Raw genomic sequence first — 23,149 nt, 5'->3', positions numbered from 1 at the left:
CCCCCTAATTTTTAAGGGTGCTTTTGTAAAAATCGTAAATTTGTTACTGTAATTAAAAACCAATAACACATTATGGGCAAGTCTAAATTAGAATACATTTGGCTGGATGGATACCAACCCACCCAGAACATGAGGAGCAAAACCAAGGTAGTAGATAACTTCAGCGGAAAGCTAGAAGACTGCCCCGTTTGGTCCTTTGACGGAAGTTCTACCCGACAAGCGGATGGAAACTTATCGGATTGCGTATTGCAACCTGTTGCTATTTACCCAGATCCGGGTCGCACCGATGGATATTTGGTAATGAACGAAGTAATGAACGCTGATGGGACACCCCACCCCTCCAATGCAAGAGCCCTCATTGATGATGACAATGATGATTTTTGGTTTGGTTTTGAGCAGGAATACTTTATAATGGATGTAAAGACAGAGCTACCTTTGGGATTCCCCAGAGGAGGATATCCTAAACCTCAAGGAATGTACTACTGTTCTGTTGGAGGATTAAACACCCATGGCAGGGACTTGGTAGAAGAGCATGCCGATGCCTGTATTGAAGCTGGTTTAAATTTTGAAGGAATCAATCAGGAAGTAGCCTGCGGACAATGGGAATTCCAGTTATTTGCAAAAGGAGCTAAAAAAGCAGGTGATGAAATCTGGATAGCCCGTTATTTATTAGACCGTTTAACGGAAAGACACGGGTATTATATTGAATACCACCCCAAACCACTAGGTGATACCGATTGGAACGGTTCCGGAATGCACGCAAATTTCTCTAACACCACCCTGAGAACCTGTGGATCTAAAGAAGTTTATGAGAAAATATGTGAAGCCTTCCGCCCTGTTGTTGAAGAACATATTGCCGTATACGGGGCGTTTAACGACCAGCGTTTAACAGGAAAGCACGAGACGGCTTCTATTCATGATTTCTCATATGGCATTTCCGATCGCGGTGCTTCCTTACGGATTCCGATCTACACCGTCTCTAATGGATGGAAAGGATACCTAGAAGATCGTAGACCCGCCTCTAATGGGGATCCTTATAAAATTGCGGGACGAATTATACAAACCGTAAAATCCGTAGTACTGGAACCTCAACACGCTTAGAAGAAATTATTTCTTTTACGAAAAAGTCGCTAAATCAATTTAGCGGCTTTATTTTTTTTTCCGCCAACCTAGAGTTCTTAATAAAAAAACTAGTTATCAGCTATTTTACGACAAAGTAAGATATACAAAGACGCCATAGCTAGTCAAGAGAATTAACCCATCTCTCCACCCCAAACGCAAGCCCTTAGGAAAGAATACCAAGGGTAGTATCAGGAATGAGATGCCCAGCATCCAAAAAATATCACTGGTTAGCAGTCCCTGATCCATTACAGTTATAGGTGTTATCATCGCAGTAATTCCCAACACGGCCAAAAGATTGAAAATATTGGATCCTATAAGGTTACCCAATGAAATAGCTTTCTCCTTTTTCAACACGGCTATTACGGAAGCGGCCAACTCTGGAATACTTGTTCCTATAGAAACAACGGTAATAGCTATTACACGCTCACTTACCCCATAAGATTTAGCGAGACCCACAGCGCCAGAAATCAACCATTCAGAACCACCCCACAGGGCCACTCCCCCTAAACCTAAATACAATATTGTTTTGAATAATGGCAAGGGCACGTCATCTTCTGGCAACTCATCTTCCACCGCTGTCTTCTGGAATCGCAGGAGATAGACCAAAAAAAAGAAGAGTAAAACCACCATTGCTAAGCCTTCCCATCGCTGCAACTCCCCATCAAAATATATAAATACGAAAAACAACAAGGAAGCCAACATCATTACTGGCCAATCCGTAGTATAGAAACTTTTCTTGACGTCTATTTTAGACAATATAACGGTAATCCCCAGCACCAATCCGAGATTGGCAATATTAGAACCAACTACGTTACCTAGGGCAAGATCAGGAAATCCTTCCAAGGCTGCATTTACACTAACAATTAATTCCGGAGCAGATGTTGCAAAAGAAACCACCGTCATCCCGATCACTATCTTTGGAATGCTCAATCGCAAAGACAGGGCAACCGCCGCTTTTAAAAGCCAGTTACCACCGAGAATCAATAATACCAATCCACCGATTATTAAAAGTATATCCTGCATCAGAAAAGTTTGTCGCAAATATAAACATCTCCCCATATTTTGAATATTTTTTTTTGACCCAACCCGAGAATCCAGTAACGCAATCCCCAGACAGACCGTAAAAAGCAACAGCAACATACCGCAATTGGCTCCCACCATCAACAAGAAGACACCGGAAAACCATCAACACTATAAAAAGCATCCTAGGGCTCAAGAATTTTATTACAACTAGCTTACTATATTTGCAATTCTATAGTGATAATAAATCCAATAAAGATGAAAAAGAAATTCTTTAAATTTTTGGCTCAGATCAATAAGAGGATATTGCCATCATTCTCCAAAAAGGGGCTGGATTTGTCCAGAGCAACCAAATGGCAAATGGCCGTCATTGGGTGGCGATATTATGTAACCATTAATGCCTTGGACTAGCTATTCTGGGAGAGCCCTAGAATTTTATCAAGGAAGCAATAGGATAACCACTCAGCTTATCACTCCCCTTTAAATCTTGCAACTCCAACAGAAAGTTACACTGAACCACCTCACCTCCCAAGCGTTCTACCAATCTACAAACCGCACTTGCCGTTCCACCGGTTGCAAGCACATCGTCGTGTATTAGGACTTTATCCCCATAAACAATGGAATCTGAATGGATTTCCAGGGTGTCTTTCCCATACTCCAGGTCGTAGGTTTCGCTTATTTTAGAAAAAGGAAGCTTTCCCGGTTTGCGCACAGGTACAAATCCGGCCTTTAGATCTACCGCCAACATAGGGGCAAAGAAAAACCCTCTACTCTCCATTCCCACCACTTTATCTATGTTTTTATCTTCCAATAACTGCAAAAGTGCCTCTTTTGCAGCAGCCAACGCAGCGGCATCTTGCAATAATGGCGTTATATCCCTAAAAACAATGCCTTTTTCGGGAAAATCGGGTATGTTTCTTATGTATTTATTAAATTCCATTTATTTCGTCTCTGTTATTTTGCTGTAAATGTAAAAAGAAATATATTTGCAGCCCGAAACTAAATCATCTTTGATTTATTTCACTCGGCCTCGTGGCGCAACTGAATAGCGCATCTGATTACGGCTCAGAAGGTTACAGGTTTGAATCCTGTCGAGGTCACGAATAAATAGTTCGATAAGAAAAAACGCCAAGCTTGCTTGAGCGTTTTTTTGTTTGAACTATTTTCAAAGCGGAGCTTTGTCAGGAAAAGCGAAGCTAATCCTATTGCGATCACATCGCTCAAGAAACCACGCTCCCATTTTTAGGCGTTACACTCCTTCCGTTACTTAAACTTGCGCCCGATCAATCCAAAAATAAGATTTACAAAGACCACTAGTCCCGTGAATAGGATCAGATCTGTTACCAAATAAAGAGCTGCTATACATCCGGCCGCGGCACTGCACCAAACGGTGGCAGCAGTTGTTAGCCCTTTCACAGATCCCTCTTTTTTAAGGATGACCCCTGCTCCTAAAAATCCTACACCGGTCACCACCTGACTCAACACCCTAGTAACATCTGTAAATTCTACTCCCTGAAACTGCAAGGACAGCATCACAAAGCCACATGCCCCAAGAGACACCAGCATGTTGGTCTTTAACCCTGCGTCCTTCCCCTTAAACTCACGCTCCATTCCGATGAGTAAGCCGGCTATCACCGCCAACAAAATTTTAAAAAGAAAATCGGAGGTAAATCCAAAATCGGGTTTTTCCCCGATCGCCCCCAGCATCAGCAACCCTACTACGTCCTTTCCAAAAATTAATGTAGCACTCATACCCTTCCCTCTTTTAAATCGCGCCATGACTAAGCCTCCATTATTTCACCTCAACCATAATCGCGCCATAATTCCTTTGTCTGTATAACAAAATAAGAAAATAAAAAAAGAATGATTTTACTGCATTGAAAGGAATTGTAACACAATCCACTCTTTAATAGTTATCACCAACCTAGAAACTCGGCGGACGAACTGCAAAAAATAATCGGGGCCTAAGCTGCGAAAAGCCTAGACCCCGAATTAAACCGTTTAGCACAAAGCGATGGTTTTACAAAACCTCCGTTTCAGCTTAATTAAACCCGATATTTTTTAAAGCCTTATGACTAATTTTAATAGCCTCTAAGGGCTCCAAACCATCAAAGGTTTGATCTTGCTCTACCATATAAAATTTCATCCCAGATAGCTCTCTTTTGCTTAGTATACGGGAAAAATCAATAGTACCCGTTCCAACCGGTGCAAATCGGCCTTTTTTGTCCATATCCTTTACATGCCAGCTTATAAAACGCCCAGGATATTTCTCAAAATAGGCAATAGGATCAACCCCTGCCTTAGTCACCCAAAACAGATCCATTTGATAGTTGACATATTTTGGATCGGTGTTTTCTAACAGATAGTCAATGGGTACCACGCCCTCCCTATCCTCCACAAACTCAAAATCATGATTGTGGTAAAGCAGCTTCAGTCCGGCTGCATGCGCTTTTTCCCCAAGCGTATTTAATATTCCTGCTAGCTTGGCCGCTCCGCCTGTCATTCCCATGGACTTAGTTTCCTGATCATAGATAAAATGGCCCATTGGCGGTATGGGCACTACAAAATATTCAAAGCCAGCAGCTTTTACATCGGCCATCATGGCATCTGCATTTTCCAAAGTAACACTCCCCTGGTGAGCACTAATTGGCCTTAAATTCAATTTATTTAAATACGCTTTAAAATCGGCCGGTGCCATCCCATAGAACTTTCCATCGGCATAACCTGCCGCCTCAATATTTTTATATCCAGCATCTGCCACTGCTTGGAGGGTAGCTTTAGCATCTTGTTTCATATCGTTGCGCACGGTATACAATGCCAGCCCTCCAAATTGATCTTGGGCATTACCAATAAACATCCCGATTAATAAAAGGGACAATACAACATTACTTAATCTCGATATTTTCATACTATTAGTGTTTAGGGAAAGAATTTCCGTTAAGGTTCTATTTCAAATTTAACTAATTAACTACAATTGATTGCCACCCTCTCCTAATTATCACAATAATCACCACAGGGATATCTTTGGGACAGTCATTGCTAAAGACGTCCATAGCACTCAATACAAACAAAAGCGCACAAAAATCGCCTAAACAAGCCTTCAGCGACTCCACATTCCACTTTAAGTAGTGGTTTTCAAAATAAAAAACCCCAGGACAACTTCCTGGGGCCTTACTACTTTAGTTTACTTAAAGCTGTATCTACGCCTCACAACTAGCACACTCTTTTTTCTGTCTAAATTTTTGCGCGGCATTCATACTATGCTGATAGTAGAGGGATTTTAAGCCCAATTTCCAAGCAGTGACATGGATCTTGTTTATTTCCTTCACCGGCATATCTGGATGCACGATAAGATTCACCGACTGCCCTTGATCTATATGATTCTGGCGATTTGCAGCTTGGTAAACAATATCCATCTGATCTATCTCCGAGTAGGTTTTAAACACCTCTTTCTCCAAGTCCGAAAGGAAATCTAAATGCTGCACAGACCCATCATAATCTCGGATACTACGCCACACCTCTTGGGTATTTTTTCCTTTTTCCTCTAGTAGCGCCTCTAGGTATGGATTTTTAATAGTGGTTTTAATCTTGGCAATATCTTTCACATAGATATTAGACCAAATAGGCTCTATCCCTTGTGAAACCTGCCCTAGAATAAAAGCGGAGGAAGTTGTAGGAGCAATAGCATTTAAAGTAGCGTTACGTCTACCATACCCTTTAAGCACCTTAGGCTCTCCAAATCTATCGGCCAATTCACTTGAAGCGGTATAGGATTTCTCCTTAATCAATTTAAAGATTTCACTATTTAGGTTATAGGCTTCCTGACTATTAAAGGGCAACATTTTGGATTGCAAAAACGAGTGCCATCCCAATACTCCTAAGCCCAATGCCCTATTTTCCTTTGCAAAGTTATAGGCCCGTTCCATGAATAGGAAGGTTTGGCGGTCTTCCCTTTCCTCGGAATCCCTATATTCCTCTAATTTTTCTATAAATTCCGTAATTACCGCATCCAGAAAATAAACCATTGTTTCCACCGCATCGGTATCTTTCCACTTATCATAATGCAATAAGTTTACGGAAGATAGCACACAAACAAAAGACCACTCGTCATTGGAGGGCAGCATAATTTCTGTACAAAGGTTACTGGCATAGATGGTATGCTTCTCATTTCGGTACACATCGGCGGCAGCGTTGTTTGCATGATCTTTAAAAAAGATATAGGGGTACCCCATCTCACCTCTTCGCTGCAATACCTTTGCCCAGATGGTTCTCTTTTCTACATCCCCATCTATCATTTCCTGCATCCATTTATCCGTTACGGTAACCCCATGGGTCAGTTCCTGAATAGGATTCCCTTCGGTACCAATCTCCAAAAACTCCATAATGTCTGGATGCTCTACGGGCAAGTAGGGTGAAAAACGACCACGTCTTACCGAGCCCTGACTTACTACATCTACCATAGACTCGAACAACTGCATAATATGAACAGCTCCCGATGCCTGTCCGTTATTTTTTACTTCAGCGCCACGATGACGGATCTTTCCGAAATACCCGGAGGTACCCCCTCCTAATTTAGACATCATCCCTACTTCCGATTGGGTGTACAAAATATTCCCCATATCATCGTCTATGTGAGATCCAAAACAGCTAATAGGGAGTCCTCTTTTCTTCCCAAAGTTAGACCAAACAGGGGAAGCCAAAGAGTAGAAGCCCTGAGACATATACCCATAAAATTTATCTGAGTACCCTGGTATTTGAAGAATCTCCTCTGCTCTATCGGCTATTTCCCGGATGCGCTCTTCGGCAGACATTCCATTGGAGATATATCCTAAGGCCAGGAAGTTTCTACTATGTTCGGTTAACCATTCAAAACCTTTATTGTTTTTTTCTTTACTCTTTTCTAGCGCTTCTTTTCTAGACGCTATTAGCAATTCGCTCTGGTTGGTGGTTTGGACTTCGGAATCTGCGGTCAATTTGTTATCGTTCATATTAAAAAAGGTCTTCACTGGTTATACTTTGGGTTCTTTTACTATAATTTATGGATCGCTTAACGAAGAAATCTCCGTGTTTGGTGCCTATAATCTCGTCATCAAACCACTCTGTTTCCGCTATGAGCGTTTGATCTATTTCAAATATTTTTCCAATCCCAATACTCTCTAGGGATTTATTAAAGCGGTCTTTTATAAACTCGTTAACTAAGTTTTTGGGTAAAAAGTCCAATTCTCCTGCCTCAAAGATCCAATCGATAATTTTACTCTCCGCCTCAAAAGACTCCCTACACATTTCCTGAATCATTAGCTCATAATCCTCATCGAACCAATCTGGATTTTCTTGTTTTATAATTTTAATAAGGTCAATTCCAAAATCCCCATGGATCTGCTCTTCTTTAGAAGTAGCTTCTACGACATTGGAAATTCCCTTAAGCATATTTTTATGCTTGTTAAAAGCCATGATGATCAAAAATTGGGAAAAGAGGGAAACGTGCTCTATAAAGAGTGAGAAGAGCAAAACTGACTCTGCATACTCTCTATTATCCTCACTTTTGGCATTTCTAAGGGCGGTTTCCAAATACTGCACCCGTTTCATGATCGCCGGTTTCTTTTTCAGGTTTTTAAACTCTTCGTTCAGCCCCAAAATCTCCAAAAGATGGGAATAGGCATCATGGTGTCTAACCTCACTTTCGGCAAAGGTAGAACCCACCGAACCTATTTCCGGTTTTGGCATCCTATGGTATAAATCTCCCCAGAAGTTTTTTACGGCTACTTCTATTTGCGAAATAGCAAGCATGGTATTCTTGATGGCAGAGCGCTCAACATCTGTAAGTAAAGCCTTAAAGTCCTGTATGTCACTAGTGAAGTTAAATTCGGTATGAATCCAATAGGAATGCCTTATGGCTGGCACGTATTCGTACAGCTCTGGATATTCGTAAGGTTTAAGATTGAGTCGCTTTTCAAAAATATTGCTTTTACGTTTTTTGGCTTGCTCGTTCCTATATAGGATATAGGCTTTTGCCACCTCAAAAAAGCCACTTTCCATTAATTTTGTCTCCACCAGATCTTGCACCTCCTCAACTGTAGGCACATAGTCTCTATCCTTCTCTTTTCGTTCTGCAAGAAATGTGTACACCAATTCGGTTATACGCTCGGCATCGGCGGGCTCACCCTGTTCTACGGCTGTCATGGCCTTTAATACGGCATTGCTTATCTTTTTTAATTCAAAGGGTTCTGTTGCAAAGCCTCTTTTTACAATTGAGGTAATTTCCATGGTCATTAAATATTTATAAATTTAAAATCATGCTTGTTATAAAGGTCTACCTTTATTCTTTATGATTATATATTTTCAAATTTGATTGTCCACATGGTTATTAACATTCAGGGTTTTAACGCTCCAATGAGGAGTTAAATAGCCCACCATGCTAGACATTACTTAGTATGCGCTCAATTCCAGTTAGCCCTTTCCAATAGGAATAATTGAGTTATTTTCACTCTAGGATTACATTTTTCCCTACAAAAAGCAATCTTTACACCTCTCTAGAACAGGACTACATCTTTTAAATAATAGAAAAGATGTCACCGATTCGCGAACAACCAGTTTACTACGCTTATAACCACTTAAAACTTTTCCAAATGAATAGTCTTAGTTTAAAGCGGTATTGCGGTACCGAGCAATACTTTATTTATGAAGAAATTTCTTGTGGTAAATGGTTTAAGAAATAACCTTGGATCTTCCATATAAATAGATAACCCTCTTGTTATAACCAAGTACACATTAGACTACAACTTCAATCGCGAAAGCATTGTCAATTCGGAATAGGCAGGTCTCCTGACTTGTAACTGCTTCCACCGTCCTTCCCGCATATGCAGTGGACACTCTTAGATGAAAGCATTTGGCATGTTACTTACAGTTGCGCGACAGTTCGTGATTTTCACACGATTCCCTTTTTGCTACGGTTAAGTAAATCCTTTTCCGGTTATTGAAGAATATTAAGAACATACAAAGCGCAAATGTAGACATAAATTTCACAAAAACGTCCTCAGCTTAGTGAAGTTTATCTGGACATTTTTTAAGTTAGCATATATCACAAAAACACCATTTCCCTATAATTCCTTGACGTTTAAATGTATATTTATAGTACCTACAACTTACTTGTAAGATGTATATAAATACTATTACCCCTAAACGTTACTATAACGCACCTATCTATATTTGGATCTAAGCAAAATACAGTAGAATTTAGGAGGAAGGCACTCCTAATCTAGGTATGCGATCTTATAACCAATTACCTCCGAGCAGGCCATAAGGCATCGGACGGATACTACCGACAACAATTCCCCCTTATATGGAACGAGCAGGTGCGCCTGTGCGGAGTGGGTAGGCAAGCGCTGAGGCATACAAATCTCGCTTAGTGAGTAAAAAGCTCCGACATTTAGGAGTTGACCTTTATAAATCATAACTAAACCAAAAAAACATGGCACAAATAAATTCCGTAGAGGTTAAAAATGTCCCTGAATACATTCATGTAGGTAATAAGGAGAGTGAAATTATGGTAGCTGTAGCGGTTACCTTCCACAAAATTGACATGCAACTTGAAATGGAATATATCTTGGACGTTGTTATATTTGACATTCACGGCCCCATGGACATTCCGGTTATCTTGGCCAATTGGGAAGACACCAAGGTGCTTCCCGTTTCACTAGGTAGAAAAGACCAATATCTTGGAGCCGCAAAAAAGCATATCCTGGCAAGTACGGAAAGCGAACTCTTTGAAATTCCGGTAAACTTACAACTGGGAAAATTAACAAGAACGGACTCCTATATCCGACGCCGGTTAGATGCTTTTGCCACCTTAACCCCTGCAATAGGAAGATCTTCCAAATGGTCTGCCCAGTTGGAGTCTTATTTATTACATTAAAAACACCTTTTCCAACCTTGATTGGGCGCATCCCTAACACCTAGGTCGCGTTATTAATTCCGACAAAATGCTAGGACCATAAAGGCTTATTTTTTGACCCTATAGTTCCGTTAGGACGAGCTTGTAAATTACCCCTTCCGAACCCCTCCCCGCTTCTGAAGCTACATAGAGTTCTCCGTCCTCACTAAAAGTAATCCCCTCTGGTTGAGGAAATAGCTGTGGATCCAAGGGGTACACCCCTTTAATCTCATTATTGGACGACATTATCATTAATTTTGGCCTTGTCCCTTCCAAAATATAAAGGTCTCCGGTTTTAGGATGAATGGCCATATCCGAAGGCCTAAAGGTTTTATTTTGATGTTTACGAACAAAAGGAGTTAGCATTTCATCGTCCAAAGAAATTTTCATAACCGCTTCCGTATTTAATTCATAGGTATCCAAGGAAAAAGCATAGATCCCTTTAAACGTATCATCCTCCAGATTCCGATCTTTGGGCACCATTAATAGACTGTTCCGCTCCTTATCAAAAGTAAGCGTTTCCATGTTATGCTTGCTCTTAAAAGGCGTCTTATACACCTCCACCTGAGGCTGGGGATTTTTATATCCCCGGACCTCAAAAAGATCGCCATCACTTCGCAGCACAAAGGCATTCTCCCCGAGCACAACCAACCCCTCATAGTCCCCGTCGTCTCCAAACTTATAGGAATTCGCCAACTTGTTGTTTGCTAGGTCGTACATAAAAATCACCCCTTCCTCGTCCTGTACCGCAGCAATCATATCCTGGCTCACCCATGAAATTGCCGATATCTCCCGAAGCACGTTTGGAAGCTCCCACTTAGCCGTTATCTTTATGGGGCTTGTACTGGGATCAACGGGTGCCCTGTGACCATTGAATAAAAGAAAAATGGTAATCAGTCCTAAGACCAAAACCACTACTGTCAATATTTTTATGGTTCCTATTTTCAATTGACCACTCATTCTGTTGCCGTTTATGTATTATAAAAAATACAATTTCCTCAAAATTAAAGAATACCCCACAAAATAATTGAGCCAATGCCGCAAAATTCCGAAAAAATAAAAAGCTTCTGTCCTTGGTGGGTTATTTCCAAAGACAGAAGCTTTAATCTGGTTCCGTACCTAAAAATTTTATTTCATTATCCGGGTTAATTTATAGAAGCGTTGGTAGTGATCCGGAATAGTATCTATTCTTAACAGGGATCCCTCTTCCATGTACGGATAAATCTCATCATAGGTACGCACATCGTACATACTTATTCTTTTACTTATGTGTTCCCTACTCAACTCATAGGGTCCGTCTAAACCAGCGGCCGCCACCAATTCCAAGAAACTGTGAATAGTAGCCTTATGATAATTGTACACCCTGGGCGCCTTGTCCTCTACCACCAAGCCTTTGGCAAGGGATTTATTCTGTGTAGCCACTCCAGCGGGGCAGGTATTTAAGTTACACTGCAGGGCTTGTATACATCCCACTGCCAACATCATGGCCCGGGCACTGTAACATCCATCGGCTCCAAGGGCAATGGCACGCGCCATACTAAATCCGGTGATAATCTTTCCTGCAACAATAATTTTTATCTCTTTTCTCAAGGCAAAGCCCACCAAGGTATCATGAACAAAAACTAGCCCTTCCCTAAGTGGCATACCCATACTATTGGAGAATTCTACAGGAGCAGCTCCCGTACCACCTTCTCCACCATCTACGGTAATAAAATCTGGCGTAATCCCAGTATAGACCATGGCCTCACAAAAGTCCATAAACTCCTGCTTTCTACCTATACACAGCTTAAATCCAATAGGTTTTCCATCGGAAAGATCCCGTAGTTTCTTAATGAAATACATAAATTGGATGGGGTCTGCAAAGGCACTATGAGCTGGGGGAGAATGAACAGCAACATGCGGTTGTATGTGTCTTATCCTTGCAATCTCCTCCGTGTTTTTAGAAGCTGGAAGTATACCACCATGCCCAGGCTTGGCACCTTGAGACAATTTTATCTCAATCATTTTCACTTGAGGACGCAATGCATTTTCACGAAAGGTAGTTTCGTTAAAACTCCCATCATCATGGCGACAACCAAAATAACCGGTACCAATTTGCCAAATTAGGTCCCCACCATTTTCCAAATGATAATCGCTGATACCTCCTTCTCCTGTATTGTGGGCAAAATTTCCCATTTTAGCTCCCTTGTTCATCGCTAGCACGGCATTATGACTCAAGGACCCGAAACTCATGGCCGAAATATTCAACAAACTGGAAGAATAGGGTTGCAAGCAATCTTTTCCACCAATAATAAGTCTAGGAAACTCCCCAATTTCCTTGGGGTTATGCTTGGCATACATGGAATGTTCCATCCACTCATAGCCCGCATGATAAAGGTCCATTTGCGTACCAAATGGCTCCGTATCGGTTTGTTTTTTCGCACGCCTATAGATCAACGATCTCAAGATTCTATTTAAGGGCCTCCCCTCTGTATCCGTCTCAACAAAATATTGCATAATCTCCGGCCTAATAGACTCCAGCATATATCGGAATCTCCCAACAATCGGGAAGTTTCGCCGTATGGTATGCTTTTTTTGCACAATATCATAAACCCCCATAAGGATTAGAGGACCAACTAACAGAAGTACCCATAAGATAGGGGGCCAGAAAACAGCGATACCAGCAATTACAACCATCACGATCGCGGAGATAACCATAAACTGTTCACGAACTTTCATAAATATGATTTAAGTGTTATTCATTTTATATTGAAACACCTTTACATTGATGTTTCTTAATTTTTAAACTCCCTTACATTTAGGAAGATCAGCAATAAACAAACTACATCCTTTCCATAACTACAACCTTTGCGTACTAATTATTTTACCAGCCATGGTTGATAAAATGGAATCCAAAAGATTATCAATCCCTTAATTTTCACTCTTCAAATTTGGAAGAGATTACGACATCCATTTTCTATCGTCAAATTTTTACAAATATCACATCTTTTTTTATTCTCTAAGAATATTTAACCAACTTTTATCCTTTTAAATCCCTAATGACTTCACCACCCATATTTTATCGACTTTTATCGCCCTCAATTCTTACGGTAAAATGACCTCTGGGCCTTTAATTCAGGCAAACTAATAGTAGAAAATGATCTTGAGGTGTAGCATAGGTTGGCATGACCAATACTTTCTGTGTTTATAAGGAAACACTCTTTAGCCCCAAAGTCCCGTATCTCCCCCCTTAGCAAGTAGATTAAATAAGCTGGATTCACCCAAATATATTTGCTGGCATACCTGTATAGCCGCAATTTTCAATCACAAAAAGTGAACCGGCCAGCGGCTGCCGCTTTAATTCCTCCTCACTAAGCCCCTTCCTAGCTGTGGTGATATACAAGTTTTCCAAAGTGGGCCCTCCAAAAGTACAGGAGGTAACATTGGAGACAGGAAGTTTAAATGCGGCCAGTTGCTCCCCCGTTTTAGGATTCCAACGCGTTACCTGCCCCCCTCCCCAGTGTGCAATCCATAGCATTCCCTCCTTATCAATGGTCATCCCATCAGGGAAACCTTCTTCTTTGGGTATTTGGATGATGGTTCTTTTATTGGAAATAGCTCCAGTAGCCTCATCGTAGTCGTAGCGAACTACTTGCAAGGTAGGCGAATCTATGTAGTAAAATGCCTTCTCCCTTTGGCACCACGCCAAACCATTGGAAATAGTAATGGTATCCTCTTTTTTTTCTACGGTCCCGTTTTTGTGCAATACATATAGACTCCCAGCGGCTTTATCTTCCGAGAGGGGCATGGTCCCCGCCCAAAATCTCCCTGCTGGGTCGCACTTTCCGTCATTAAATCTATTGCCCGGCAAATGCTTTTCGGGATCGGCAATTGGCTGCACTTCCCCATGCTTACGATCCAGATAGGCAAATCCGTGTTGAAGGGCGGCCACATAGTTACCACTGCTAGCTACGGCCATAGCACCAATCATCTGCCCAATTTCTAGGGTGCGTAATTTTTTATTTTCCACGGACCATTCGTGAACATGACCGCTCAATATATCTACCCAACAGATAAGTCCTCTCTTCTCATCCCAAATAGGGCCTTCTCCCAATTCGCTCTTATGGGCACAAACAACTTCTATTGATTTCATAGTATCCATCTGTAAGTAAGTATCTATTTTATCGGAGTCGATAAAATTATCATTATCAAATCTCCAAGATAGTAAACTTTACGGTTAGGATATCCCAAGCATGCATGGGTACTTAAGTGGCTACCCCTTGCTTAATCTCCGCTAAATAACAATGGAAAGAATTTCCCCTTCATCTTTTCCCCTTTTGGAATGGGCGGCACCCCATGCAGCAACTCTTCATCGGTATTGCTAGTGGTACCATCGGCAAATACGTTTAACACAAAAGCCCGCCGACTTCTTCCGGAGGTATTTGCATAAGACCCATGAACCAATAAAGGATGATGAAAGGTAGCGTATCCTTTTTTCAATTCAATAGGGACCGGATTAAAGGCTTCCTGTTGTTCTGGGGAGAGAAATTGCTTTAGCCCCTCCATTTCTCCTGCCAAAGCAGGTTTCTGCAATAACCCCCACTGATGACTTTTAGGTATATAATGGAGACAGCCGTTGTCTAGATTAGCATCATCCAATCCGGTCCAACAACTAAGGTGTTGCATGGCCACCGTTCTAGTCCAATAGGAATAATCTTGGTGCCAGGCCACCACACCCCCGTGATGGGCCGGTTTACAGAAAAGCTGATCGTGCCAAAAGCGCACGGACCTATGCTCCAACAATTGATGGGCAGCCATTACAAAAGCAGGATTCCACAAGACATCATGGAAACCTTTGGATATGCGCCAATGTCCCAAGGAATGGAATAAAACCGAATTGGGATCCTCTGACTCATTGCTGTGAAATTCATAAAATAGATGATGCCCAGGATGTTCCGGATCCATAACATTTATTAGCTCCTCTAGCAATTGCTCTACCTGCCATTCCTCTAACAGCTTAATACCAGAAACATAGCCATACTCTTGGTAATGGGTTATCTGCTCCTCAGTAAGTTTATATTGTTCCCAGTCTTCCGCACTCTTTGGCCACTGAAAGAGGTCTGAAAGTAAATAAGGGTAATCTGCAAGGTCTTGTTCCGTAGCCATAATGTTATAGGAATTACGAGTTCTCTCCTCCTAAAGGGGACAGCAACCATTAAAGATATGGAAATACCAAGAGTAATCCCTATGTTTCCTAAAGCGGAAAAAGGATCAACAAAAATATTCTATTGATTCTTTTGAAATACCTGGATGCGATCGTCATTGTTAGCAACCACCACCCATTGTTGATCACCTACCGTTAGTTGAATTATTTTCTTAGCGTCCTTATTGGCGAAAAATCCACTGTCTTTAAACGGCAGGGATGTAAATCCTCCCTTGCCATCACCCAACATCATCACTCCTGTCCCGGCATCATTCCTTGGGGTTTCAATCTCTGAGACAAATAGATTCCCAACCGCAAGGAAGTCGAGGTTACCATCCAAATTAAAATCTTCTATATGAATATCATTGATGCTAGAAAGCTGTGCCATATTAGGAAGGGGAGAAATCTTAAAATTTCCGTTTCCCAAATTCTCCATATAGGATGAAGCGAAGGTTTGAGCTGCATAATGCAACGAATTATCCAAATTTTCCTTACCGTAAACCTGATCTATTTCCAAGGAGGCGAACAGATCATATTTTTGAATTTTATCCTTTAAACCAGGAATTTGCTCGGCAGAGCAAGAAAACCCCCTTAAAGGATAATGCTTATCATTATTATAATAGCCCAAAACAATATCATATTTCCCGTTGCCGTCAAAGTCGTTGAAATATATATCAAAAGGTTTATCAACTGAGGTCTTATACTTATAATTTAGGCCGATATTCCCAACAATAAAATCCGTATCCCCATCATTGTCAAAATCTCCCTTCTCAATACTAAACCACCACCCCCAAGAATTCTCCAGACCTGTTGGAATTTTCTTTTGCAACTGACCCTCCACATTTTCAAAAATAGTAATAGGCATCCACTCCCCTACAAGAATCAGGTCATCATCCCCATCATTATCATAATCTTCCCAAATGGCATCAGTAACCATTCCCAAATCCTTGAATGCTGGTGCAATATCGTTAGTTTTATTTACCAATTGCCCATTTTGATTTTGCAGGAGCATACTACTGGCAGGCAAGGGATAATGATAGGGAATGTGTCTGCCTGCTACAAACAGATCCATATCCCCATCTTTATCGTAATCATTGGCGGCTACCTTAGAGCCACTCATTCTACCAAGATTTAAAACGGCCCCCTTAGTAAAACCTCCTTTTCCGTTATTCATATAAAGTCGGTCTATATAATGTGGATCGTTTACCTTGTATTCATTGCCCCCACTTACTACATAGAGGTCTAAAAAGCCATCACCATTTACATCTACAAACAAGGCATCTACATCCTCATAAGCCGCATCCTTCTCCCAAAGGTCATTCAATATGGATATAAAACTACCATCCCCTTGCATGAGGAATAATGCCCCTGCCTGACCGTTAGCTCCACCTACATAGACATCTTCCAATCCATCATTGTTTACATCCCCTTTTGCTAGTGCCGGTCCAAAATGCGACAGTTTATGTGGCAATAAAACCTGGTAGCGATAATCGTTAAAATTATTCTCTTTATGTACGTAATCCAAGTCACCTCTTAGTGATACTTCACTATAGTACGGTTTACTGTTTTCATGGTTATAAACAGTCCTTTGCTCCCCGTCCTCCATATCTAAACGAACCATTTGATTGGCAGGTATATTTTGTAGGACAGTGGTTAAATCATTTGGCCACTGTACCACTATACTATCTATAATTTTTGTGTTACCCACTCCAAAGTGAAGAACGGGCTCACTGGTAGAATAAATTCCGCGTACATTGGTATGTTCTAAAAACTGGATTCCTCCTTCCTGATACAAGGTGGCCTTGGTCCCAAATACACTTCTGTTAGCCCCGTCTTTTAGCGCAATTCTTATAAAGTTATTATCTGGCAGTTTTTCAGTGTTATTCCGATATATAAAAGCCTTATTATTAATATTGTTCACCACTAGATCTAGGTCGCCATCATTATCCATATCAGCATAGGCAGCCCCATTGGAAAATGAAGGCTGATTAAGTCCCCATTCTGCTTTAACCTCCTTGAACTCTAAATTCCCTAAATTCTTAAAGGCATAATTTTTAAGGGGTTGCGATGGCAAGAGGGCAATAGTTTTATCCAAATCCAAAATATCCCAGATACTGGGCGGATTTGTATTCGGATTTTCCATCACCCACTTATTAGCAGTTTCGGTAATAAACTTGCCCACCTTCTTATCTGCATCGGTATTTCTTATATCGTACAGAAGGCCATTGGTTATATAGGTATCTTTTAATCCGTCGTTATCAAAATCTGCTATTAAATTTGCCCAACTCCAATCTGTTGCCGCCATACCTGTAATTTGAGCTACGTCTGAAAAGGTGGTATTCCCATTATTCAATTGCAAGGTATTGTACATGTACTGATAGTGTCCGCCCTCCTCTACTACCTTCCAAAACAAGCTAGGGTTCATTCCGCTCATATTGGCCTTTAACCTATAATTATCCTCTGCCACCATATCCACAACAAATACATCTAGCAATGCGTCATTATTTATATCTGCCACATCTACCCCCATAGAATAAAATGAAACATGGTTCATAGCTTGGGGAAGGATATTGGTAAAGGTGCCATCAGCATTATTTATAAAAAGAAAATCCGGAGCATTAAAATCGTTCGCCACATAGAGGTCTGTCCACCCATCATTATTTAAGTCGCTTGCCGATACGGCATTTGGAAACCCAGTAAGATCTACCCCTGCCCTTTTGGAAACATCCTCGAAAAATCCTCTGCCGGTATTTCTTAATAGTTTAATATGATACTCTGGCTGCAACAGCGTTGTTCCGGAGTATTTGGAATAGCTTCCTGGGTTAGGTGGCTGGGTCAACAACAACAGGTCTAATAAACCATCTTTATCATAGTCCAAAAAGGTTGCGTGTCTTGTTCTTTGGGAATCATCTACGCCATAGGCCTTGGCCTCTTCCTTAAAAGTCCCATCTCCCTTATTAATGTATAATTGATTTTTTCTAAGCTCAGGGGCGTCGTCATACAGCTCCCTAGTCACATAGATATCCAGGTGTCCATCATTATTTACATCTGCCACGGTCACGCCTGTAGACCATCCGTTATCTTCCTTAATCCCTGAGGACTTTGTAACATCTTTAAATTTAAGATCACCTTGGTTAAAATATAACTTATTGGGCACTAAATTCCCTGCAAAAAACAAATCTGGGAGTCCGTCCTTATTAAAATCTCCAATCCCTACTCCGGCACCTCCATAGAAATTAGAATATAATAAGATGTTAGCTTCTTTGGTATCTTTTATTTTATTGTTGAATTTAACCCCGGTATACTTGGCATCCAAAAGGGAAAATCGTGGGATATCCTGCCCCCAACTAATGGTTGAACCTAAAAGCCCTATAGCCCAAAAGACGATTGCTTTCTTTCTTCGCATGGTATAAAAAAATGTATAAACTTTTTTCTTGATTCTATATAAAAGGAGGGGATTCCCCTCCTTTATAATTATTATTGATTTGCAATGCTTTGGGAAAATAGTTTACTCTACATCCCACCACACCCTTGTTGTTAGGAGGTCTGGACCTTGTGCTGCAATGGCGGCCTGGTAATTTTCTGGATTATTGCTCTGTTCGCTTTCCGAGTAGGTGAGTCTTCTTGGGATAGTTCCATTGGTTACATTACCCGGGTAATTTACGGGCACCAAGTTTGGAAACCCTGTTCTTCTCCAGTTAGCGAACGCTTCATATTCATTTAGAAAAGTAGCTGCCCAATATTGCGTATTAATCTGTTCTAGGGCATTAGCTGCATCAAAGGGATTGGCAGCCAAGTAGGCGTCTATTTCGGCATCCGCTATCACTGCATCCGGCCCGTATAACTCCAACATTTTCATTGCAGCCCGCACTCCTGCGTTGTAATGGGGCTCTGGATCTCCACCAGCTAAATTCCACCTAACAGCGGCTTCGGCCAACATAAACTCTACCTCCGCATAGGTTTGAAAGAACATTGGAGCTTCAAAAAAGGTAATGATATCACTAGGTTCCGCATACAGACTAGTATCCTCTTCTCCGGTTGCAGCTAATAATAGCTCCGAATCCAAGCCGTTTGGCAAGCCTTTAAGATCTGCTGGAGCAGTACTCCCATCACTTCTTCTAGAAGCAAGTATCGGAAGTCTTGGGTCTCCTTGCAAAAAGTCTACAAAAGTTTTACTTAAACGCTGATTTCCATCGGCATCGAAAGCCTCGCTGTTCCCATTTCTATTGTTAACATCGTGTTGCAGGTAAAAAATATCTTCGTTGCTCTCCATTACTCCTCCTGCGATCGCTTTAGTAGCCCAAGCTTCTGCCGCAGCCGGATCTCTTTTAATTAACCGCAACCCCAATCTTAGCATTAAGGAATTGGCCAATTTTTTCCATTTTGTTTGGTTGCCTTGATATATTAGATCGGCATTCCCAAACGCGGAAGTTCCCGTTCCTAAAGCCGCCGCTGACTCTTCCAGCTCTTTTAAAAGGTCTGGGTAGATTTCACTTTGCGCATCGTATTTTGGAGTTAAAATGCCAGAAATAAATGCCTGGCCTGCTTCGCTATAAGGAACATCTCCATAGAGGTCTGTTAACCGAGCAAAGACAAACACCCTCATAATTCTTACGATAGCCCTCATTTCTTCAGGGGAATTTTCTTCTTCCATTTGCACTTTCATATCCTCCAAGGATTTAATCACGTTAGGATAATAACGATCGATTAAGGAGGATGCATATCCTTTATTCCAAGTGTATTTATCCCCCGCCCAATATCCAGCAGTAACCGCCAAATGCTGCATCATGGTTGATTGGTAAATAAGATTGGCACGCCAGTTGTCGTATCGTTCACTGGACATGAATTTTTGTGCTGCCGTAAGTTTGGTAGCAAGGCTAACCTGTACCGGTTTCGTAGGATTAACATTCAATTCCTCGAACCCTTTATCACATGCACTCAAAAAGAACACAAATAATAATATATATATCGAATTTTTCATAGTCATGTTTTTAAAACTTTACATTTACATTTAATCCAAAACTTCTTGTTGAGGGTACCCCGAAATATTCCAGTCCTTGTGAATTGCCTACGTTATAGGCACTTTCGGGATCTATATTGTCCACACTACGTTTGAGGTAGAAAAGGTTGGAAGCAATCACCGATATATTTACGTTGGTCAAAAATATATTCTCTAGGGTCTTCTTTGGCAGGGTGTACCCCAGACTGACTTGCCTGAACTTTATATAATCCGAATCCTCTACAAACTCTTCCGCTATATCGTTGATTTCACCGTAATAGGTCTGCAGAAATTCTGGAGCCACGGTAGTTGTAAATGGCTGACCTGTATCGGCATCTATTCCAGAAACCGATAATCCATTTTCCCTACCTTCCAAGGTTTCCTTATGCAGTCCATTTCCGTAAACAATGGTATTGGTTCCCGAAAAGATTTGACCACCAAATTTTCCATCTATTAGAAAGTTTAGATTAAAGTTTTTATACCTAAAACTATTGTTGAATCCAAATGTCCATGGCGGCACTCCTTCCCCTAGGATCTTTCTTTCCCCTTCCACTGCTATTGGGACTCCATCTCCGTTTATCGTATACTTTATGGTACCATTTTCATCCCTATCATAGGAAACTCCCACTATAGTTCCATACGCTTCCCCCACAATGTGGGTTATTCTAACATTACGTGTTCTCGGTTCATCCAAATTTACATCCGCATTGGAATCGTTGGTTGCCAAAACCTTGCCCTGATTATAGGCACCATTAATACTTGTTGTCCAAGTGAAATTATCAGTTTTGATTGGGCTTCCGCTCAATAAAAATTCGACCCCTTTATTTTCTACACGTCCTATATTGGCTTTTGCACCTCCGTACCCAGAGAATATGGATGTAGAAACATCCACAATATCCTTGGTGGTTTCATTATTATAGTACGCAAAATCCAAGGACAGCCTATTGTTGAAGAATCGGGCATCCAACCCAATTTCAGCTTCGGTTTTACTAAATGGCACCAGATTGGAGTTGGGAACGGTACCACCATTTACCCTACCTGTTGGTTGTCCTAAAAATCCTTGCCCGAATATTTCATAGGTTAGGGCCAATGCATATGCATCCTGTGCACCACCGGCCACTTCGGAGTATCCACCCCTTAATTTTAAAAAGCTGATGGGCTCTGGCAGGTCTAGTGCATCCGAAATAATTAAACTAGCGTTAACAGATGGATAAAAATCATCATTGGGCGTAGTCTTCCCAGGAAAAGACAAGGTAGAGAACCAGTCGTTCCTTCCTGTGAAAGTTACATAAGCCCAACGATCATAGGAGAGCTCCACGGATCCGTAAAGCGACCCAATTTTTCTTTCGCTATATCCTCTACTCCTGGATTGAGTTTCCGTATTGGCAATATCCTCCAAACCGGGAACGATAAAACTATTTCCTCCAAGATTTAATTGCTCTTGTTTTATATGGTTGCTATTAGCACCTACAAAAGCAGAAGTAGCAAATTTCTCTGTTATATCTTTCTCAAATCCTAAGATAACATCTGCATCAATTTGTGTATACCTACGCTCTTCCTCATTGATACCGCCCAAAGGTTTGTACGCAGTTCCAAAGGGTTCTACGGACGTTCTCTTAATGGTAGAATGGTCTATCCCAGCTCTACCAGAAAGATATAACCAATCCGTAATATCGTATCGCAAAGTGGTTGAAGCAATTAGTCTGTTCTTAGTATCCTCATTTCTAAAATTATAGGCAGCGAAATATGGATTTTGGGAAAAAGTATTGTTAGAGTACTGCCGTTCCGTACCATCCGGATTGGTTCCCGGGTTCATAAATCGCACATCTACATTGGGAGACAGGTTAGCCACGGTATAGTTACCGTTACCTGGAGCATCCGACAATCGAGGGCGGTTTTGAACATCCTCATTTATATATTTCACATTGACCTGCGAGGTGATTTTCTCCCCTAAAATTGCACTGGAATTCAAGGAAAAAGTCTTCCTATCCAGTCCAGCGTTGGGCATAACATCCTTATTAGCTAAGTCTGAAGCAGAAAACCTATAGCTCAATTTTTCGGAGCCACTTGTTAATGCTACTGTATTTATAAAGGTAGTACCTGTTCTATAAAAGTGGTCTAAATTACTTCCTACATAAGAATAAGGTCTTTCCACGCCATCCCATTGCACTACCGGGGTGCCATCTAATCTAGCTCCCCAAGAACTTGTTCCCAGATCCAATGCTTCTGCTTGGTTTACCGGTTTCCTACCTCTAGTACCTTGTCCATACTCTCGTTGAAAATCTTGCAAGGAGGTATCTACCTGATCGAAGGTGACCGAACTACTGAGTTCTACACCAAAACCTTCCTGGCCTTTACCCGATTTTGTAGTTACTATGATAACCCCGCCTGCTGCCCTAGAACCATATAAGGCCGATGCTGCCCCTCCTTTTAACACACTTACCGAGGCAATGTCATCTGGATTGATACTAGATATACCATCTCCCCCATCGGACCCGCCCCAGAGTCCGGCAGAACCATTATTTTCATTTCCAATTGGAATTCCGTCTACAATATACAATGGCATATTATCCCCAGACAAGGAGCTCGCACCACGTATTACCACTCTACTAGAACCTGCAGCTCCCGTTGCGTTTTGGGTAATGTTCACCCCTGCCACCTTACCTTGTAGTGAATTAATGGCATTGGTTTGTTTAACTGTGGATAACTCTTCCCCACCCACTTCGGTGAGGGAATATCCCAACGCTTTGGTTTCTTTTCTAATACCCAAAGCGGTCACTACAACTTCTCCAAGTTGCTCTGCGTCTTCTACCAAACCTACATTAATGGTTGTTTGGCCGTTAATCGCCACTTCCTTGGAGGAAAATCCAAGTGAAGAGAAAACCAATGTTCCATT

Annotated in this window: 16 protein-coding genes, 1 tRNA gene and 1 riboswitch; of the genes, 4 read left to right on the top strand and 13 right to left on the bottom strand. The window is 41.3% G+C overall.

Translation table 11 applies throughout. The features are described from left to right. Positions 1 to 72: 72 nt before the first annotated feature. A complete protein-coding gene (locus F1E73_RS12725) occupies positions 73 to 1,101 on the top strand; it encodes a glutamine synthetase beta-grasp domain-containing protein (protein WP_086478381.1) in 1,029 nt (342 codons plus the stop codon). A 105-nt stretch (positions 1,102 to 1,206) separates the two neighbouring features. Here the strand turns inward: F1E73_RS12725 and F1E73_RS12720 are convergent, their stop codons facing one another. Next, positions 1,207 to 2,145: a calcium/sodium antiporter gene (locus tag F1E73_RS12720; protein WP_086478425.1), complete on the bottom strand. Its 939-nt coding sequence runs from the start codon at positions 2,143 to 2,145 to the stop codon at positions 1,207 to 1,209. A 255-nt stretch (positions 2,146 to 2,400) separates the two neighbouring features. On the opposite strand from F1E73_RS12720, the gene F1E73_RS12715 reads away from it, so the two are divergent. Then, positions 2,401 to 2,553 carry an SsrA-binding protein gene (locus F1E73_RS12715; protein WP_086478380.1) on the top strand — a complete coding sequence of 51 codons (153 nt, stop codon included), beginning with the start codon at positions 2,401 to 2,403 and terminating at the stop codon, positions 2,551 to 2,553. A 16-nt stretch (positions 2,554 to 2,569) separates the two neighbouring features. Here F1E73_RS12715 and F1E73_RS12710 read toward each other — a convergent pair whose 3' ends face one another. Then, a complete protein-coding gene (locus F1E73_RS12710) occupies positions 2,570 to 3,082 on the bottom strand; it encodes an adenine phosphoribosyltransferase (protein ID WP_086478379.1) in 513 nt (170 codons plus the stop codon). 86 nt (positions 3,083 to 3,168) lie between these two features. Between F1E73_RS12710 and F1E73_RS12705 the strand changes: the two genes are divergently transcribed. Next, a tRNA-Arg gene (locus F1E73_RS12705) sits at positions 3,169 to 3,242 on the top strand. A 163-nt stretch (positions 3,243 to 3,405) separates the two neighbouring features. Here F1E73_RS12705 and F1E73_RS12700 read toward each other — a convergent pair. The 4 genes from F1E73_RS12700 to F1E73_RS12685 form a co-directional block, all read right to left on the bottom strand. Then, complete coding sequence (locus F1E73_RS12700; RefSeq protein WP_317045163.1) at positions 3,406 to 3,894, bottom strand: MgtC/SapB family protein; 489 nt, start codon at positions 3,892 to 3,894, stop codon at positions 3,406 to 3,408. A gap of 289 nt (positions 3,895 to 4,183) precedes the next feature. Next, complete coding sequence (locus F1E73_RS12695) at positions 4,184 to 4,999, bottom strand: sugar phosphate isomerase/epimerase family protein (RefSeq protein WP_394349923.1); 816 nt, start codon at positions 4,997 to 4,999, stop codon at positions 4,184 to 4,186. A 343-nt stretch (positions 5,000 to 5,342) separates the two neighbouring features. Next, positions 5,343 to 7,130, bottom strand: coding sequence for a ribonucleoside-diphosphate reductase subunit alpha (locus F1E73_RS12690; protein ID WP_086476249.1), 1,788 nt, complete (start codon positions 7,128 to 7,130; stop codon positions 5,343 to 5,345). A 1-nt stretch (position 7,131) separates the two neighbouring features. Further along, positions 7,132 to 8,406 (bottom strand): ribonucleotide-diphosphate reductase subunit beta, encoded by a 1,275-nt coding sequence (locus tag F1E73_RS12685; protein ID WP_086476355.1) that lies wholly within the window; start codon positions 8,404 to 8,406, stop codon positions 7,132 to 7,134. A gap of 531 nt (positions 8,407 to 8,937) precedes the next feature. Further along, positions 8,938 to 9,122, bottom strand: a riboswitch (cobalamin riboswitch). A 488-nt stretch (positions 9,123 to 9,610) separates the two neighbouring features. On the opposite strand from F1E73_RS12685, the gene F1E73_RS12680 reads away from it, so the two are divergent. Then, entirely contained in the window at positions 9,611 to 10,054 is a 444-nt protein-coding gene (locus F1E73_RS12680) for a hypothetical protein (RefSeq protein ID WP_086476250.1), read from the top strand. A 99-nt stretch (positions 10,055 to 10,153) separates the two neighbouring features. Here F1E73_RS12680 and F1E73_RS12675 read toward each other — a convergent pair whose 3' ends face one another. The 7 genes from F1E73_RS12675 to F1E73_RS12645 all read right to left on the bottom strand — a co-directional run. Then, positions 10,154 to 11,032, bottom strand: coding sequence for an SdiA-regulated domain-containing protein (locus tag F1E73_RS12675; RefSeq protein ID WP_086476251.1), 879 nt, complete (start codon positions 11,030 to 11,032; stop codon positions 10,154 to 10,156). A gap of 168 nt (positions 11,033 to 11,200) precedes the next feature. Beyond that, complete coding sequence (locus F1E73_RS12670) at positions 11,201 to 12,790, bottom strand: FMN-binding glutamate synthase family protein (protein WP_086476252.1); 1,590 nt, start codon at positions 12,788 to 12,790, stop codon at positions 11,201 to 11,203. A 538-nt stretch (positions 12,791 to 13,328) separates the two neighbouring features. Further along, entirely contained in the window at positions 13,329 to 14,204 is an 876-nt protein-coding gene (locus tag F1E73_RS12665; RefSeq protein ID WP_150452097.1) for an SMP-30/gluconolactonase/LRE family protein, read from the bottom strand. 131 nt (positions 14,205 to 14,335) lie between these two features. Then, positions 14,336 to 15,217 (bottom strand): phytanoyl-CoA dioxygenase family protein, encoded by an 882-nt coding sequence (locus F1E73_RS12660; protein WP_150452096.1) that lies wholly within the window; start codon positions 15,215 to 15,217, stop codon positions 14,336 to 14,338. 119 nt (positions 15,218 to 15,336) lie between these two features. Then, positions 15,337 to 18,660, bottom strand: coding sequence for a VCBS repeat-containing protein (locus F1E73_RS12655; protein ID WP_150452095.1), 3,324 nt, complete (start codon positions 18,658 to 18,660; stop codon positions 15,337 to 15,339). A gap of 102 nt (positions 18,661 to 18,762) precedes the next feature. Beyond that, on the bottom strand, positions 18,763 to 20,235 hold the full coding sequence (locus F1E73_RS12650) for a SusD/RagB family nutrient-binding outer membrane lipoprotein (protein ID WP_086476254.1): 1,473 nt from the start codon (positions 20,233 to 20,235) through the stop codon (positions 18,763 to 18,765). 10 nt (positions 20,236 to 20,245) lie between these two features. Continuing rightward, on the bottom strand, positions 20,246 to 23,149 hold a 2,904-nt coding region (locus tag F1E73_RS12645; RefSeq protein WP_150452094.1), incomplete at its 5' end, for a SusC/RagA family TonB-linked outer membrane protein.

Origin of the sequence: Arenibacter lacus, from assembly GCF_008711145.1 — a bacterium.
Classification (GTDB): domain Bacteria; phylum Bacteroidota; class Bacteroidia; order Flavobacteriales; family Flavobacteriaceae; genus Arenibacter; species Arenibacter amylolyticus.
Note: the sequence above shows the minus strand (reverse complement) of the source record. Positions and strands in the feature narration are given on the sequence as shown.

Excerpts from the sequence above, each read along its gene's own strand:
- F1E73_RS12725 (WP_086478381.1), top strand. The coding sequence starts at position 73 with ATGGGCAAGTCTAAATTAGAATACATTTGGCTGGATGGATACCAACCC.
- F1E73_RS12720 (WP_086478425.1), bottom strand. The coding sequence starts at position 2,145 with ATGCAGGATATACTTTTAATAATCGGTGGATTGGTATTATTGATTCTC.
- F1E73_RS12715 (WP_086478380.1), top strand. The coding sequence starts at position 2,401 with ATGAAAAAGAAATTCTTTAAATTTTTGGCTCAGATCAATAAGAGGATA.
- F1E73_RS12710 (WP_086478379.1), bottom strand. The coding sequence starts at position 3,082 with ATGGAATTTAATAAATACATAAGAAACATACCCGATTTTCCCGAAAAA.
- F1E73_RS12700 (WP_317045163.1), bottom strand. The coding sequence starts at position 3,894 with ATGAGTGCTACATTAATTTTTGGAAAGGACGTAGTAGGGTTGCTGATG.
- F1E73_RS12695 (WP_394349923.1), bottom strand. The coding sequence starts at position 4,999 with ATGTTTATTGGTAATGCCCAAGATCAATTTGGAGGGCTGGCATTGTAT.
- F1E73_RS12690 (WP_086476249.1), bottom strand. The coding sequence starts at position 7,130 with ATGAACGATAACAAATTGACCGCAGATTCCGAAGTCCAAACCACCAAC.
- F1E73_RS12685 (WP_086476355.1), bottom strand. The coding sequence starts at position 8,406 with ATGGAAATTACCTCAATTGTAAAAAGAGGCTTTGCAACAGAACCCTTT.
- F1E73_RS12680 (WP_086476250.1), top strand. The coding sequence starts at position 9,611 with ATGGCACAAATAAATTCCGTAGAGGTTAAAAATGTCCCTGAATACATT.
- F1E73_RS12675 (WP_086476251.1), bottom strand. The coding sequence starts at position 11,032 with ATGAGTGGTCAATTGAAAATAGGAACCATAAAAATATTGACAGTAGTG.
- F1E73_RS12670 (WP_086476252.1), bottom strand. The coding sequence starts at position 12,790 with ATGAAAGTTCGTGAACAGTTTATGGTTATCTCCGCGATCGTGATGGTT.
- F1E73_RS12665 (WP_150452097.1), bottom strand. The coding sequence starts at position 14,204 with ATGAAATCAATAGAAGTTGTTTGTGCCCATAAGAGCGAATTGGGAGAA.
- F1E73_RS12660 (WP_150452096.1), bottom strand. The coding sequence starts at position 15,217 with ATGGCTACGGAACAAGACCTTGCAGATTACCCTTATTTACTTTCAGAC.
- F1E73_RS12655 (WP_150452095.1), bottom strand. The coding sequence starts at position 18,660 with ATGCGAAGAAAGAAAGCAATCGTCTTTTGGGCTATAGGGCTTTTAGGT.
- F1E73_RS12650 (WP_086476254.1), bottom strand. The coding sequence starts at position 20,235 with ATGAAAAATTCGATATATATATTATTATTTGTGTTCTTTTTGAGTGCA.